At 67.0% G+C, this 14650-nt stretch carries 14 protein-coding genes; 8 read left to right on the forward strand and 6 right to left on the reverse strand.

Translation table 11 applies throughout. The features are described from left to right. The first annotated feature begins 14 nt into the window (after window positions 1–14). Window positions 15–206, forward strand: a complete 192-nt coding sequence (locus tag ACZ4WQ_RS06690) for a hypothetical protein (protein WP_468022080.1) — start codon at window positions 15–17, stop codon at window positions 204–206. A gap of 247 nt (window positions 207–453) precedes the next feature. On the opposite strand, the gene ACZ4WQ_RS06695 is transcribed toward ACZ4WQ_RS06690, so the two are convergent. The 3 genes from ACZ4WQ_RS06695 to ACZ4WQ_RS06705 all read right to left on the reverse strand — a co-directional run bounded on the left by ACZ4WQ_RS06695 (window position 454) and on the right by ACZ4WQ_RS06705 (window position 2779). Next, window positions 454–705 carry a hypothetical protein gene (locus ACZ4WQ_RS06695; RefSeq protein ID WP_385347149.1) on the reverse strand — a complete coding sequence of 84 codons (252 nt, stop codon included), beginning with the start codon at window positions 703–705 and terminating at the stop codon, window positions 454–456. A 20-nt stretch (window positions 706–725) separates the two neighbouring features. Continuing rightward, window positions 726–1061: a hypothetical protein gene (locus ACZ4WQ_RS06700; protein WP_385347151.1), complete on the reverse strand. Its 336-nt coding sequence runs from the start codon at window positions 1059–1061 to the stop codon at window positions 726–728. 503 nt (window positions 1062–1564) lie between these two features. Continuing rightward, entirely contained in the window at window positions 1565–2779 is a 1215-nt protein-coding gene (locus ACZ4WQ_RS06705; RefSeq protein WP_398369083.1) for a helix-turn-helix domain-containing protein, read from the reverse strand. 806 nt (window positions 2780–3585) lie between these two features. On the opposite strand from ACZ4WQ_RS06705, the gene ACZ4WQ_RS06710 reads away from it, so the two are divergent. Both ACZ4WQ_RS06710 and ACZ4WQ_RS06715 read left to right on the forward strand, forming a co-directional pair. Beyond that, window positions 3586–5115: an Eco57I restriction-modification methylase domain-containing protein gene (locus ACZ4WQ_RS06710; RefSeq protein ID WP_385347155.1), complete on the forward strand. Its 1530-nt coding sequence runs from the start codon at window positions 3586–3588 to the stop codon at window positions 5113–5115. A gap of 20 nt (window positions 5116–5135) precedes the next feature. Next, on the forward strand, window positions 5136–6113 hold the full coding sequence (locus ACZ4WQ_RS06715) for a BsuBI/PstI family type II restriction endonuclease (protein ID WP_385347157.1): 978 nt from the start codon (window positions 5136–5138) through the stop codon (window positions 6111–6113). A 115-nt stretch (window positions 6114–6228) separates the two neighbouring features. On the opposite strand, the gene sbnB is transcribed toward ACZ4WQ_RS06715, so the two are convergent. Beyond that, complete coding sequence (gene sbnB, locus ACZ4WQ_RS06720) at window positions 6229–7236, reverse strand: 2,3-diaminopropionate biosynthesis protein SbnB (protein ID WP_398369080.1); 1008 nt, start codon at window positions 7234–7236, stop codon at window positions 6229–6231. A gap of 160 nt (window positions 7237–7396) precedes the next feature. After that, entirely contained in the window at window positions 7397–9640 is a 2244-nt protein-coding gene (locus ACZ4WQ_RS06725; RefSeq protein ID WP_398369078.1) for an MMPL family transporter, read from the reverse strand. Window positions 9641–9919: 279 nt separating this feature from the next. On the opposite strand from ACZ4WQ_RS06725, the gene ACZ4WQ_RS06730 reads away from it, so the two are divergent. Together ACZ4WQ_RS06730 and ACZ4WQ_RS06735 are read left to right on the forward strand one after the other, a co-directional pair. Further along, window positions 9920–10882 carry an ATP-binding cassette domain-containing protein gene (locus tag ACZ4WQ_RS06730; RefSeq protein WP_398369076.1) on the forward strand — a complete coding sequence of 321 codons (963 nt, stop codon included), beginning with the start codon at window positions 9920–9922 and terminating at the stop codon, window positions 10880–10882. Further along, complete coding sequence (locus tag ACZ4WQ_RS06735) at window positions 10879–11709, forward strand: ABC transporter permease (protein ID WP_358847442.1); 831 nt, start codon at window positions 10879–10881, stop codon at window positions 11707–11709. The genes ACZ4WQ_RS06730 and ACZ4WQ_RS06735 overlap by 4 nt, the downstream gene beginning before the upstream one ends. A 20-nt stretch (window positions 11710–11729) precedes the next feature. On the opposite strand, the gene ACZ4WQ_RS06740 is transcribed toward ACZ4WQ_RS06735, so the two are convergent. Then, window positions 11730–12749 (reverse strand): LuxR C-terminal-related transcriptional regulator, encoded by a 1020-nt coding sequence (locus ACZ4WQ_RS06740; RefSeq protein WP_398369073.1) that lies wholly within the window; start codon window positions 12747–12749, stop codon window positions 11730–11732. Window positions 12750–12912: 163 nt separating this feature from the next. Between ACZ4WQ_RS06740 and ACZ4WQ_RS06745 the strand changes: the two genes are divergently transcribed. The 3 genes from ACZ4WQ_RS06745 (at window position 12913) to sbnA (ending at window position 14650) form a co-directional block, all read left to right on the forward strand. Continuing rightward, complete coding sequence (locus tag ACZ4WQ_RS06745) at window positions 12913–13176, forward strand: hypothetical protein (RefSeq protein ID WP_358847440.1); 264 nt, start codon at window positions 12913–12915, stop codon at window positions 13174–13176. A 186-nt stretch (window positions 13177–13362) separates the two neighbouring features. Further along, window positions 13363–13614, forward strand: coding sequence for a hypothetical protein (locus tag ACZ4WQ_RS06750; RefSeq protein ID WP_398369071.1), 252 nt, complete (start codon window positions 13363–13365; stop codon window positions 13612–13614). A 37-nt stretch (window positions 13615–13651) separates the two neighbouring features. Next, window positions 13652–14650, forward strand: coding sequence for a 2,3-diaminopropionate biosynthesis protein SbnA (sbnA, locus tag ACZ4WQ_RS06755; protein ID WP_398369069.1), 999 nt, complete (start codon window positions 13652–13654; stop codon window positions 14648–14650).

A 14650-nucleotide genomic window follows, 5' to 3' on the forward strand; every position in this document is an offset into this window, starting at 1 on the left:
GGGAGAATGGGACCATGGCGATGTGCAAGAAGTGCGGTGCGTCAAAGCGCCGTTGGCCCCGCTCCTGCTCCCGGTGCAGTTATGGCTCGCAGCGGCCGGACGTGGCGGCGGGTGCCGCGGAGCTGGCCGTGGAGGCGGGGCTCCTCGGGTGGATCGTGCGAGGGTTCAGGGGAGTGGTGCGGCTGGTGCTGCGTGTGCTGGGCTGACCGGCCGCCGGCCTCTTGCCGGATGCCGCGGCAGTACCGCCCGCGCCCGCCGGGTTCACCGGTTTCAGATGATCGTTTTCACGAGACGAGCGGGGCGCGTGGCGAATACGGCGACACCGGCCGCCCCGAGCACCGCTGTTCCTGGGTGGCGGTGACCTGACGGAGCGGCCGGTGTGATGCCCACTGCCCGGGGAGCCGCCCGCCCCTGCCCCTCGTGGCAGGGGCGGCAAGGGCAGGCGGCTTGTCTTCAGTACCGCTGTCGGTCGCCCGGGTAGCGGACCGGTTGATCGCACTCCGGTGCGCCGTCGGGCGGGAGCTGCCCGCCCAGCGCGTAGCACAGGGCCGCGTGCAACTGTTCCGCCGAGGCGGCGGGCAGCCGCAGTTCGGCCACAGCGAGGTGCTGGCGGCACCTGTTGATCCGGAGCGGCAGCGCGAGGACGCCACCGTCGGCGCGGTACAGACCCCGCCCTGGGACGAGGCTGATCTTCCAGTGGGTCACGGTGTCTCCTCTCCGCTGCTTCACGCGCTGCCGCCGTCCGGGCCGCCTTCGGGATCGACCTGGTTCTCTTCGTCCACCGGCAGACGCGCTCCCCTGCTCTCGGCAACCCGAAGCACATCGCGCAGTGACTCACACAGCCGCTCCGCCAGGAAGCGCACTTCCCTCACGTCCGCCCTGTGGTCCTCGAGCAACGCGCTGGCATGGCCGAGGAGTTCGGACCCCATGAACAGCTGGAGGGCCTCGATCTCGTCCGCACGTCGGCTCAGCCGACTGTTGGCGCCAGCCGCCGCCAGGAAGCACGGCCGACCGTCCGGGCTGGACCACGGCAGCAGCCGCAAGCGGCTCGTCGCGGTCACCGCCCCGCTCCCACGACATGTACCGCCACACCGATGGGCCACCGGTCCAGGTGCTTGCGGACCTCCTCGTCCAAAGCCTCCACGCGCTGCGCCAGCCCCGGTGGGGTGGGGTGCGGCGGGCGCGAACCCTCGTGAGGCTCGTGCGATGGCGGGCCCGCGCTCATCGGGTGACCTGATACATCCGCAGATGCGGGTGCACGTACGGCGGAGCAGGGTCGTAGTCGACGATCGGCACGGCAGGGATCCGCGGAAGCGTCAAGGTGGGAGTGTCGACGGATCGCACGGGGGGCGAGACGTCGATCGACCGACGTTGGGCCGAGGCCGGAGACAGTAACCGGCGCAGCCCCTCCACGATTCGGGCAGTAATGTGTTCCATGTTGACGCTCCTCTTCAGCGTTGGCCATGCCCCCGGGCCGGCTGCACGGTCGCGGGGGTCCTGATAGGCCGAGCCTGGCGAGACTTGAGCAGGAACAACAGGGAACGCGTTACATAGTCTCAGGACGCTAATCGACGATGCCCAGGAACCGGGCGAGTGGCCTGACCCCAGCGGGACGTGACGGCCAGTTCCACAGGTCACGCACGATGGCAACAGCAAGCGTGTGATGCCGCATCCATGCGGGAGCATGGCGCCTCAGCGACTCCAACGCCTTGACGGCCCCCGCCCCGTTGCCCAGGTCAGTGTGTGCGCGAGCGACATCCAGCAGCAGCCAGGTTCGCCACGACGGCGGGGTGTCTTTGGACAGACGCATTCCACGAGCGAGGGACAAAGCCTCGGTCGGCCGTTCGTGCTGGACAGCCAGGCGGACTCGCTCGATGCGAACGGAGGACTTGCTGAAGACGCTCAGTAGCTTGCCGTCTTGTGGTGTCGGCATCTTGGCGAGCCGCTCCGCCGCCTTTTCGGCCGTCACCATCATGTCGCTGGCGCGCTGGTAGTCGCCGCTCCGGGCGTGGCTTGTGGCAGCCGACATCAACAGGCCGCCCCATACGCGAAGCCCCTCTGAGGTCTCGCTGTGTTCCCTCTCGACCCAGTCGGCGGCATGGACGGCCAGGCTCCGTGCGTCGTCCAGCCGTGCTTGCCGCTGATACGCCCAGGCCACGGAGTTGGAGATCATGGGAGCAATCAAAGGATCCGACGATGCGTCCGCCGCTGTCATGGCGCGCTCCAGCGACGACAGAGCAAGGTCCGTCTTACCCATGCGAATTGCCAGGTGCCCGCCAAGTTGCAGCGCCTTGCTCAGCGCAGCCTGCCCGGCAGCCCGCTGGCCGGCGTCACCGACGGCAGCGGCGAATCGAGCGTCGGTGATAAGCCCCGGGAGGGAGTTCAGTAGATCGTCGAACTCCGCTGCGTGGTAGAGCGTCCACCCCTGCGCGAGATCTCGACGGATCCGGTCCAGAGACAGCGTCGACAGGTCGCGTGGCGGCGCCGGCGGGGCGAAGAGCGGGGGCATGATGGCACGTCGCACCGCGACGAGCTGAGGGGAGTCCGATTCGCCCGACGAGGGCGCGCCGGGAGGGTCGCCCAAGAGGCTTGTCAGCTCTACGCCCAGTCCCGATGCCAGGGCGTGCAGCGTGGGTAGTTGAACGGAACTCTGCGGCTTTTGCTCCAGCCGTCGAATGGTGTCGAGCGAGATGCCGGACCGCTCGGCCAGCCCCTCTTGAGTCAGCGTCGCCAACCGACGAAGGCGCCTGACGCGGTCCCCCAGACAGTCCGTTGCCATGCGTCCAAGCTACTCCGACTCAGCGAAGCTGACTGAACGCGTTGGCATGACGACGTGCAGCTGATGTGAAACCTCCGCTCAGAGGAGTGGCCCCTCACGGGCCTTGCGCCAGCCGCGTACGCGCCTCGGAGGCAGCTTGACGCTGGTCACGGTCCTCGACGCCGTTCCTATTCGAGACAGCTAAAATCCCCACGGTCCGATACTTGTATTCCTCAAATTTTCTTGGGAATCGTTCACTCGGCCGTCGAAGGAGGGAGTTCCCCAGTACCTGATGTGAACCGGGACCTTACACACCTCACCCGACTCTTCACAGCAACCCGGGCTAATGGAATTCCTCCTGATCGAACGAGGGTGAGGTCGGCACGACCAATCCGTGCGACGAGATCATTCAGGAGGCGCGGGGTGTCAAGCGTGCGAGTCATCAGACTAGGTCGCCGACCTAATTGCGGCGTCACTTGCAGCGCGCCAGGCTTTCGAAGGCTCCAGGAAATCCATTCTGGTACGAGCGTACGAAGGTCCTCCGCGCCCACGCCTCACGCATAATCCGAGTCCACCGTCACCGCCTCCAGGGACGGTAGCGCCCAGTCGGACGACACCGCCGCGGCGGATGAAGTGGTCGAGAGAGTGCCGACGAGACTCTCGAAAGCTTCCGAAGGCGGAGGGCCACCAGCAGCCGACCGTGGAGACGCCGGACGAGCCGGGCCTCCGGGAGCGGCTACCGGTCACCGCAAGTGATCGTGGAGGCGGGCCGCCAGAGAGACTTGGGCACACCACGCCAGTGCCTCGGAGATGCGTAGGCTGTGCGCATGGCAACAGAAGCACCCGCATTGGCGAAGGATCTTGTTCTCCGGACGGAGGCACGGCGGCAAGAGGCCTCATCTGCCCTCGATTCAAGCCAGCGCGGGAAGCTCGGCCAGTTCTTCACACCGTCGCCAGCCGCTGACTTCATCGCGTCGCTGACAAAGCTGCCCGAGGCGGGCACTCTCCGCATCCTTGACCCGGGTGCGGGCGCTGGCTCCCTCACCGCATCTCTCGTCGCGAGGCTCCTTGAAGAGCGTCCGAGGGTGAAGATCAGCGTCACGGCATGCGAGGTGGACCCGCAGCTGCACCCTGCACTGCAAGCTACGCTCGATGACTGCGTCAACACGGCAGGTAGCTACGGCGCGCACCTTGAGGTGAACCTCGTGCGCCATGACTTCATCTCTTGGGCCACCCAGGGAGAGGGTCTATTGGGCCAGCCACCTAACCCTTTCGACGTGGTCATCATGAACCCGCCCTATAAGAAGCTCCCGGCAAGTTCGCGTGAGCGGAAGCTCGTTTCGGCAGCCTGCACCGAGACCTCAAATCTCTACTCGGCGTTCATGGCACTCGGGGTCCACCTCTTGAGTCCGGGGGGCCAGCTCCTGGCAATCACTCCTCGCAGCTTCGCCAACGGCCCCTACTTCCGGCTCTTTCGTCAGTACTTCCTCGAGCGGATGCATCTTGACCGCGTGCACATCTTTGAGGCGCGCAACAAGGTCTTCGCCGACTCGGCGGTGCTGCAAGAGAACGTCATCTTCGCAGCGACCCGGATGGCCACTACGGAACGAGGGCCCGTTGTGGTGTCGACCAGCCGAAGCTACTCCGAGGAGGTACGCCGACGATCCGTTCCCTACGCTGAGATGGTGCACCCCGATGACCGCGAGTTCTTCATCCACATCAGTGCCGACGAAGAGGACACAGAGCTTGCAGCATCGCATGCGGGTTTGCCGGCCACTCTCCCCGACTTGGGTCTCAAGGTTTCGACGGGGCGCGTCGTCGACTTCCGGAGCAAGGAACACCTTCGTCCCGATCCGGTCAACGGCGCGGTGCCGCTCATCTATCCACTCCACATGCGCGAAGGCTCTATCAAGTGGCCGGTTCCTGGCGCGAAGAAGAACAACGCGATCATGCTCAACGAAGAGACAGAAAAGCTGACCTTTCCGTTGGGGCATTATGTTGTCGTGAAACGCCTCTCCTCGAAAGAAGAGAAGCGTCGCGTAATTTCTGTCGTGTTCGACCCGGAGCAGGTTCCCTATGGGCGGATCGGATTCGAAAACCACGTCAACGTCTTCCATGTCGACGGGGCTGGGCTACCCGCCGAGGTGGCCAGAGGGCTTTGCATTTGGTTGAACTCCACCATTCTTGACCGCTTCATCCGGCGCTTCAATGGACACACTCAGGTCAACGCAACCGACCTGAGGAATCTGCGGTACCCGAGCGTCGAACAGCTTTCAGCAATAGGCCGCTCTTGGGAGCCTGGCACCTGGCTGGAGCAAGAAGAAATCGATGAGCTAGTCCGTCAGAACGTCAAGTAAATAATGAGAGCAGGAGCTAGGTGAGCGAGCAGACCGCAATAGCTATTCCCGGCGATCCGCGCGAGGAGAAGATTTCTGAGGCGCAAAATTTCCTGAGGCTGCTGGGGTTCGACGCCGAACGCTCCAACGAGCGTTCCGCTCTCGTGTTGCTCGCCTTGCTGGAATTGGGCTCCGAAGCGGAATGGCATGAAGCTGAGCGGCCTTTGCTGCGCACCAAAGAGATCATGCAATGGCTTCGCGACACGTACGACAAGGACTACGCGCCGAACACGCGGGAGACGATTCGCCGATCCACGCTGCATCAGTTCGCCGAAGCCGGGCTTGTGGTACAGAACCCTGACCAGCCAGACCGGCCCACCAACTCGCCGAAGTGGTGCTATCAAATTGAACCGGCAGCCTATGGGATGATCACAACCTTCAAGCAGGGCGAATTTCAGGAGCGATTGAAGGAATATCTTGGCGAACGTCCTGGCTTGAAAGCGCTCTATGCACGCGAGCGTGAGATGAACAGACTTCCTGTTCAACTTCCTGGCGGCAACAAGGTTGACCTCAGTCCGGGCGGCCAGAACGTACTGATCGTCCAGATCATCAAAGAATTCTGTGAACGATACACGCCGAACGGCGAAGTGCTCTACATCGGAGACGCTGACGACAAGTGGGCTGTTTTCGAACGGGAGACGCTGGCGTCACTGGGCGTGGAGCTCGACTCCCACGGGAAGATGCCTGACGTAGTCGTCTATCTCCGCGAGAAGAACTGGCTTGTACTCATTGAGGCAGCGTCAAGTCACGGACCTGTGGATCATAAGAGGTACCGGGAACTGAACGAACTGTTCCATGGCTCGACGGCCGGCCTTGTGTTCATCTCGGCTCTACCGTCTCGTGTCGAACTCCGCAAGTATCTAAAGGACATCGCGTGGGAGACGGACGTGTGGTGCGCCGATCATCCCACTCACTTGATCCATTTCAATGGCGAACGGTTCCTCGGGCCGTACGGCTGAAGCACGGTAGGACCCGTCCAATAACGCACTGGACGCGACACCGGCCGCCCCGAGCACCGCTGTTCCTGGGTGGCGGTGAGCTGACGGGGCGGCCGGTGTCCCGAACGCAGGAGGGCTACCAGCGGGTGGTCTCGCCGAAGAAGTCGTCGATCGCGACGGCCTCTCCGGCCTCGGTGGCGACACGGTAGACGAGTGCCCCGACCGCCAGGTCGAGGACGCCGAGGCCGAAGGGCGAGAAGATCACGGGCTTGTCCGGGCCGGTGGTGACCTCGCCGCGGATGTGCTGGGCGAGGGTGCCGGTGACGAAGTCGCGGTTGCCGTACTTCTGCTCGGCCAGGTGCGGGGAGGTGTTGGCCTTGAGGCAGTGGTCGATGTCGTCGACGATGTTGTAGGAGGCGTGGATGATCTCGGGGCCGATGTCGCGCAGCGAGATGTTGAGGACGGTCTGGCCCGGGGCGAAGGCCCGCGGGTCGAGGACGTAGGGCTCGCCCGCGGTGGTCGCGAAGACGATCACATCGGCCACGTCCAGGGCGGTGTGCAGGTCGTCGGTGGTCTCGGCGCGGTAGCCGAGCGAGCCGGTGACATGGTCGGCCAGGGCCTGGCCGTACTCGGGGTGCTGGTCGTGGACGACCACGGTCTCGATGTCCCACTCCTGGGCGGCGAAGAACTCCAGGATGTTGCGGGCGATGATGCCCGCGCCGATCACGGCCAGCCGGCGGGCGGCGCGCCCGCCAGTCAGCTGCTCGGCGGCGAGGACGGCGGAGGCCGCGGTGCGGGCCGCGCTGATCTGCGAGGCCTCCAGGAGGGCGAAGGGGTAGCCAGTGGCGTAGTCATTGAGCAACAGGGCGGCGGAGGCGCGCGGGATACCGCTCTCGATATTGCCGGGGAAGCTGCCGATCCATTTGATCCCGGCGACGTCGTGCTTGCCGCCCAGGTAGGCCGGGAGCGCGATGATGCGGCTGTCCGGCTTGTCGGGGAAGCGCAGGAAGTAGCTGTCCGGGTTGACGGAGTCGCCGTCGTCGTGGGTCAGATAGGTGTCCTTCACCTCCCGCACGATCTCCCGCCGGCTGCGGCCGATGATCTCGCGGGCCGTTTTGCCGCCGATCACGCTGAACTCGAACACGGGTGTCCTTCCGGTCGTTGGGCGCGCTGGGGGGTGGCGTTGCGTCGCGTCTACGTGGGGGGCGGGCGGGGCCAGCATGCCGCCGGCCCCGCCCGCTGTCATTACTTCAGTACGTTTCCTCGTGCCGAATGTGTCGATGTCGCTTTCACCCAGGTGTCAATCAGTGTGTCACCGGCACACCCTGCTGGGTCTCCCGCGCCACCACATGGCTCGGGCCGCCGTGGTCCGCCTCGGTGGGGCGGGACTTGCGGAGGAAGCCGGGGGCGGCCCAGTTCGCCCGGCCCAGCAGGGCCATCACGGAGGGCAGCAGGATCGCCCGGACGACCGTGGCGTCGAGCAGGACCGCCACCGCCAGGCCCACGCCCAGCTGCTTGAAGTCCTGCATGGCCAGGGTGCCGAAGACCGCGAACACGGCGACCATGATCAGCCCGGCGCTGGTGACCACCCCGGCGGTGGAGCGGATGCCGTGGGCGATGGCGTCCCGGGTGCTCGCCCCCTGGTCGTAGGCCTCGCGGATCCGGGAGACCACGAACACGTGGTAGTCCATGGAGAGCCCGAAGAGGACCACGAACACGAACAGCGGCATCCAGGACTCCAGGGCGCCCGGGGCCTCGGTGCCGACCAGGGAGGCGCCCCAGCCGTGCTGGAAGACGGCGGTCATCACACCGTAGGCGGCGCCCACCGACAGCAGGTTGAGCACGATCGAGGTCAGCGCGATGACCGGGGACCGGAAGGACACCAGCATCAGCAGGAAGGTCACGCCCATCACGAAGGCGAAGACCGGGACGATGCTGCTCTTGAGCTGGTCGTTGTAGTCCTCGGAGAAGGCCAGGTCACCGCGGACGAGGGTGGTGGTGCCCGCGACCTTGCCGAGGGTGTCGGGGATCAGCGTGCCGCGCAGTTCCGCGAGGGCCTTCTTGGAGGTCTTGTCGGTGCCGTTGCCGATCAGCGGGACGCTGATCTCGGCGATGTTCTCCTTGGCGTGGACGGTCACGTCGATCTGCTCGCCGGTCTGTCCGGAGGCGAGCGCCTGCTTCTTGAAGTCGGCGATGGCCTGGGTGACCTTCGGGGAGTCGATGTCGTCGGACGTGACCACCACATCCGCGGGGGCGGGCGCTCCGGGGAACTCCCTTCCGATGCGTGTCGAGACGGACACCATCGGGTTGTCGGCGGGCAGCAGCTTGTCGGTGCCCAGCTTCTCGGTCTTCATGCCCAGGGCCGGCGCGGCCAGGGCGAGCAGCAGCGCGGCGCCCAGGAGGGCGAAGACTCCGGGCCGGGCGAGCACGCCGCGCAGCAGGGCGTTGGTGCGGCGGCCGCCGACGGCCGCCGCGGCCTCGGCGCGGGCCTGGCGGCGGCGGGCGATGAAGGGGATGCGCCCCTTCTCGACCCGGTCGCCGAGCATGGCCATCATGGCGGGCAGTACGGTCATGGAGCCGATGACCGCGATCAGGACCACCTCGATGGTGGCGAAGGCGAAGCCCTTGAACACGGTCAGCCCGGACAGGAACATGCCGGCCATGGCGACCACCACGGTGATGCCGGAGATCAGCACCGAGTGTCCCGAGGTGGCGGCGGCGATGTGCAGGGCGGTGTCCTTGTCCCGCCCGGCGGCGCGCTCCTCGCGCTCCCGGCGCAGATAGAACAGGCAGTAGTCGACGCCGACGGCCAGGCCCATGAGGAACATCACGGAGCTGGTCATGCCGTCCACCGGCACCACCTGGCTGGTCAGGGCCAGCAGGCCCATGGCGCCCACGCAGGCGGTGGCGGCGAGCAGCACCGGCAGCACGGCGGCCACGAAGGCGCCGAAGACGACGAGCAGGATGCCGAGGGCGACGGGGAGGGCGGTCATCTCGGCCCGCGCGAAGTCCTCGCCGAGGCTGTCGTTGATGCCCTTGAGGCCGGTGGCGGCGCCGTACTGGCCGAGCGTCACCGAGTCCTGGGCCTGGTCGGTCTTCTTGACGGCGTCGATGACGGGCTGGATGCGGTCGGCCGCGGTGTCCGGGTCGCCCTTGACGTCGTACTGGATGAGCGCGGAGTGCTTGTCCTGCGAGACCACCCGCGTGGTGTTGGGGTCGCGCAGGTTCTCGGCCAGCCCGGTCGCCTTGATGGCGTTGACCGTGGCGGTCACGGCACCCTGGAACTCGGCCTCCTCGGCGGTGAGTTTATCGCTGTGGACCAGCACCAGCTCGGCGGCGGGCGGGGCGAGGCCGGCGTCCTGGAGGATGCGCTCGGCCCGGCCCGAGTCCCCCGTTCCGTAATCGGCGTTGGTCAGGGTCTTCTGTCCCACGGCGCCGCCCACGACGGTGACCAGGACCACCAGGATCAGCCAGCCGAAGACGGCCGTCTTCCGGTGGCGGGCGCTCCAGTCACCGAGCGCGGCGGCGAAATTTCGATGACGTGCCATTACCTCTCCTGCGGTCAGCGGCGTTTGCCCCGTAGCCGCGGAGGCTGTGGGGGATTACCCAAAACGCTAGGCGCTGATCAGAGGCCGTGGCGGGCATGGAGCTTGCAGCAAGCTGCGCTTGCAGAGTACTGCCACCACGATCCGGGCATATCGGGCACCAGGTATGCGATTCCGCTGCTACATTTCCCCAGCAGTTGACACCCGAACTCCCAGGCTTCGAAGGGAATTCGGATTTCCATCGAACTTTCCACCGAAAAGGAAGCTGGGAGAGGGGGATTCGTGGATATCGCCATCGCGGCAGAGAATCTTGGAAAGCGCTACGGAAATCACCAGGCGCTCGCGGGAGTGGATCTCGAAGTGCGGGCCGGAACCGTGCTCGGACTGCTCGGGCACAACGGCGCGGGCAAGACCACCACCGTCCGGTTACTGGCCACGCTGCTGGAACCGGACTCCGGCAGCGCCCGGGTCGCGGGCTTCGACGTCGTACGCGAACAGCGCGAGGTGCGCCGCAGGATCGGCCTGGCGGGCCAGTACGCGGCCGTGGACGAGCTGCTCACCGGCCGGGAGAACCTGGTCCTGCTGGGCACGCTGCTGCGGCTGGGCCGCAAGCGGGCCCGGCAGCGGGCGGACGAGCTGCTGACGGCGTTCGAGCTGACCGGGGCCGCGGAGCGTCCGGTGCGCACCTACTCCGGCGGGATGCGCCGCCGGCTGGACCTGGCGGCCTGTCTGATCTCCTCGCCGAGCGTGCTGTTCCTCGACGAGCCGACGACCGGGCTCGACCCGGCCAGCCGGATGGTGCTGTGGCAGATGGTGCGCGAGCAGGTCGCCCAGGGGGTGACCGTGCTGCTGACCACGCAGTACCTGGAGGAGGCCGACTTCCTGGCCGACCGGATCATGGTCTTCGCCGCGGGCCGCACCCTGGCCGAGGGCACCCCGGACGAGCTCAAGCAGAAGGTCGGCGAGGAGTGGCTGGAGGTGGCCGTGGCCACCGCCGGGGACCTCCCCGCGGCGCTGTCCGCGCTGGGGCCGGTGGCCGTCGCCAGCCCCACCGTGGACGAGGCGGGCCACCGGATCTCCGTCCAGCTGACGGACCGGATGGGCGCCATCGCGGCCGCCGCGACGGCGCTGGAGGCCAGCGGGGCCGATGTCGTCGACTTCGCCCTGCGCCGCCCCTCGCTCGACGACGTGTTCTTCCACCTCACCGGGGAACACACCACAACCACCGCGGAGGACGGGTCATGAGCGGCGTGACGGGGGTGGCCGGGATGGGTCGCATGGCGGCCGTCGGGGATGTGCTGGCGCTGACCGGGCGGCATCTGAGGCATCTGCGCAGAACGCCCGAGAAGCTGATCGCGGTGGCCCTGACGCCGGTGGCCATGGTGGTGATCCTGGGCTATCTGTTCGCCAGCGTCGTGACCATCAAGAACAGCGGAGGGGTCGAATACCACGACTACGTGATGGCCGGGGTGTTCGCCCAGATCGGGCTCACCTGCATCGGGATCACCGCGCTCGGGGTGGCCTCGGACCTGGGCAAGGGGCTGATCGACCGGTTCCGTTCGCTGCCGATGGCGCGGTCCTCGGTGCTGGTCGGCCACACCACGGCCGATCTCGTGCCGGTGGCCATCAGCATGGTCGCGGTGGGGGCGGTCGGGCTGCTGGTCGGCTGGCGCACCGACGCCGGGCCGCTGTCCATCGCCGGCGGCTTCGCGCTGCTGCTGGCCTTCGCGTACGCGATGCTGTGGCTGGGCGCGCTGCTGGGGATGGTGCTGCGCAACATGGAGGCCATCAACGGCATTTCGGCGCTGGCCCTGGTCATCCTGTCGTTCATGTCCAACTCCTTCATGCCGCTGTCCGGGCTGCCCGGCTGGCTGCGCACGGTGGTGGAGTGGAACCCGGTCAGCACGGTGTCCGAGGCCTGCCGGGTGCTGTGGGGCAACGCGCCCGCGTCAACGGGCGGCAGCCTGCCGATGCAGCATCCGGTGCTGGTCTCGGTCATCACGGTGGGCGCGCTGATCGCCGTCCTGATCCCGGTGGCCCTGCGGACCTTCCGCACGGCGGCTGTGCGCTGACCGTGGGGAGACCCCGCCGGTCACTCCGGTTCCGAGGACCCGTCCGTGCTGCCCTGGAGCCAGCCGCGCTCGCCGGCGATCACACCGGCCTGGAAGCGGCTGCGGGCGCCGAGCTGGGTCATCAGCTCCGCGGTGATCCGGCGGGCGGTCCGCACCGAGATGCCCATCTTGCGGGCCACCACCTCGTCGGTGTGGCCCTGGGCCAGCAGGCTCAGCACGGCGCGGGCCTGACTGGTGAGCCCGGTGTCCTCGTCGCGCCGGCGCGTGGAGCCGAACGGCGGGGCCTCTTCCCAGATGTGTTCGAACAGCGCGCACAGGGCGGAGACCAGCCCGGTGCCGCGCAGCAGCAGCGCCCCGACGGCGGTGTCGTCGGGGTTGCTGGGCACGACGGCCGCCTGCCGGTCGAAGATGACCATGCGCAGCGGCAACGAGGGGACCACCCGGACCCGGCAGCCGAGGCCGGTCAGCCAGTCCAGATAGGACACGGTCTGGGGGTGGTTGACCACGCTCTCCAGATACACGCAGCGCATGCGCACGCCGCGCTCCAGGAGTGCCTGGTCGATCGGCCTGCTGGCCTGCCGGGACTCGGCCGACTGCCCCCCGCCGGTGGTGAATTCCATGATTTCGGAGGTGCAGTCATGGGCCAGCTCCTCGAGCCGGACCCGGACCATGTCGATGCCGCTCAGCTCCTCGACGTCCACCCGGCGCTTGTTCTGGACGCCGTCGACGTATTCGGCGACGATCTTGCTGATGGCGAGCCGACCGGAGATGATCTCCTGCTGCCGCTGGGTCAGTTCGACCTCCTGGCGCGCCAGCAGAGACACCAGGCTGATCTCCGGATTGATCAATAAGAGCCCGCCGGGCCGCTGGTCGGACTGGCGCACCAGGGAGAGCCCGGCCAGTTCGTCCAGGGCGCTCCTGACCTGCTCCTCAGCCCAGCCGAGATGTCCGGCCAGGTCCGATACGCCGAGTTCGGGCCGGCCCAGCATCGCTCGGTACACGCTCTCGGCCGCGGAACTGACACCGAGGATCTCCAGCACGTGTGTACTCCCTCGTCCCCGCGCCCCCCGCGCGTGATCGAAACCCACCCCTACGTCCCGATCATTCTCCTGCATGTTACGGCACGAACGGGGTGTGACCGCGCGGTAGTTGATTAATTCACCTGTCCTTCGGCAGCCCGGCATCGAACCGTGAGAGGTGGCCATGTACATCGTCATGGGACGCATGCTGCGCGGCCGTACGATCGTGGACGCAGGGCAGCTGCGAGCCCTGGTGTTCGCCGCCGCCGAGCCGGACGACGGTCTCGAGCACGTCTATGCCGAGACCGATCTGGAGGGCGCCGGCACCGTCCTCTTTCTCTGTGCCGCTTCCGCTGAACGAGCTGAGGCCACCGCCGTCCGCATCGTGGACCGCTTGCTTGCCCAGGATGAACTCCGGGGCTGGGAGTGGGAAGGCCGTCGAGGCTAAGTCTAGGGGAAACCCAAATACCCCCTGGCATTCTCCGGCCACCGCAGGACCCTGACAGCGTAAACACATGACACCGGGTCTACAGCGGTACAGACTCGTAACACCGGACGAGAATTCAAAATCCATTCTGGAATTCTCGATTCCAATATTCGAGACCAACCAAATCCCAGAGAAAAGGGAATACTCATGCCTGCCGCCAATAACTCCTCCGCTCGCATGAATGCCTTCATCTCGCTCGCTTTCGGAGCCGTCATTCTCGCCACCGCCCAGACCGCTCCGGGCGTCGGCTGGGACAGAGTCCTCGCCTCACCGGAGGTCGGCTGGGACCTGGTCGGGGCGCACCGCCCCGACGTGGGCTGGGACAGCGCGCCGGCGAACGGGCCGGGCGCCGGCCGGGACCGCAGGCCGGCCGACAAGTCCGACGTGGGCTGGGACTGAGCGGCGGGACGGATACGGCGATCAGGGGGAAGGCCTCGTGCCCATCATCACGACGCCGCAGGAGTTCAACGAGGAAGACCTCTTCGTGGACCTGCGGGAGATGTTCGGTCATCCGCTCTACCTGAAGTGCGAGGGGTTCAACTTCGCCGGCTCGGTGAAGCTCAAGGCCGCCGCGTCCATGATCGAAGCCGCGGAGCGCGGCGGGCTCCTGGGCCCCGAATCGATCCTGGTCGAGTCCTCTTCGGGAAACCTCGGTATGGCGCTCAGCGTGATCGCCGCGGCCAAGGGCTACCGGTTCATCTGCGTGGTGGACTCACGAACCAACCTGTCGACCCGGCAGGTCATCGAATCGCTCGGCAGCGAGGTGCACGTCATCACGGAGCCCTCCGCCACCGGCGGCTTTCTCGGGGCTCGCCTCGATTTCGTACGCGGTCTTTGCACCACGGATCCGCGTTACGTCTGGCTGAACCAGCACGCCAACCAGAACAACTGGAAGGCGCACTACCGCACCACCGCGCCCGCGATCGAAAAGCAGTTTCCCGACCTGGACGTGCTGTTCGTCGGGGCGGGCACCACGGGCACCCTCATGGGCTGCGCGCGCTACTTCAAGGAGCAGCCGAACTCCCCCGTCACCATCGTCGGCATCGACAGCGTCGGCTCGGTCACCTTCGGTGCCCCGGCCGGCCCCCGCATGATCCCGGGCCTGGGCGCCGGAGTGCGGCCCGCCCTGTTCGACCCGCGGTACGTCGACGACATGGTGCTGGTCCCCGAGGTCGACACCGTCCGCACCTGTCACGCCCTGGCCCGCAGCGGCTTTCTGTTCGGCGGCTCCACCGGCACCGTCGTCAACGGCGCCGTGAAGTGGCTGGCCGAACACCGCCCGGGCCGGGACGTCACCGCCGTGGCCATCTCGCCGGATCTCGGCGACCGCTACCTGGACACCATCTACCGGCCCACCTGGGTCCAGGACGTCTACGGGCCGGCCGCACTGGAGCCGGCCCCCCGTCCGGGCGCCGTCACATCAGGAGTGCACTGA

The sequence above is a fragment of the Streptomyces sp. NPDC028305 genome, assembly GCF_055569495.1.

Excerpts from the sequence above, each read along its gene's own strand:
- ACZ4WQ_RS06750 (WP_398369071.1), top strand. The coding sequence starts at position 13,363 with ATGCCTGCCGCCAATAACTCCTCCGCTCGCATGAATGCCTTCATCTCG.
- ACZ4WQ_RS06690 (WP_468022080.1), top strand. The coding sequence starts at position 15 with ATGGCGATGTGCAAGAAGTGCGGTGCGTCAAAGCGCCGTTGGCCCCGC.
- ACZ4WQ_RS06710 (WP_385347155.1), top strand. The coding sequence starts at position 3,586 with ATGGCAACAGAAGCACCCGCATTGGCGAAGGATCTTGTTCTCCGGACG.
- ACZ4WQ_RS06705 (WP_398369083.1), bottom strand. The coding sequence starts at position 2,779 with ATGGCAACGGACTGTCTGGGGGACCGCGTCAGGCGCCTTCGTCGGTTG.
- ACZ4WQ_RS06745 (WP_358847440.1), top strand. The coding sequence starts at position 12,913 with ATGTACATCGTCATGGGACGCATGCTGCGCGGCCGTACGATCGTGGAC.
- ACZ4WQ_RS06725 (WP_398369078.1), bottom strand. The coding sequence starts at position 9,640 with ATGGCACGTCATCGAAATTTCGCCGCCGCGCTCGGTGACTGGAGCGCC.
- ACZ4WQ_RS06735 (WP_358847442.1), top strand. The coding sequence starts at position 10,879 with ATGAGCGGCGTGACGGGGGTGGCCGGGATGGGTCGCATGGCGGCCGTC.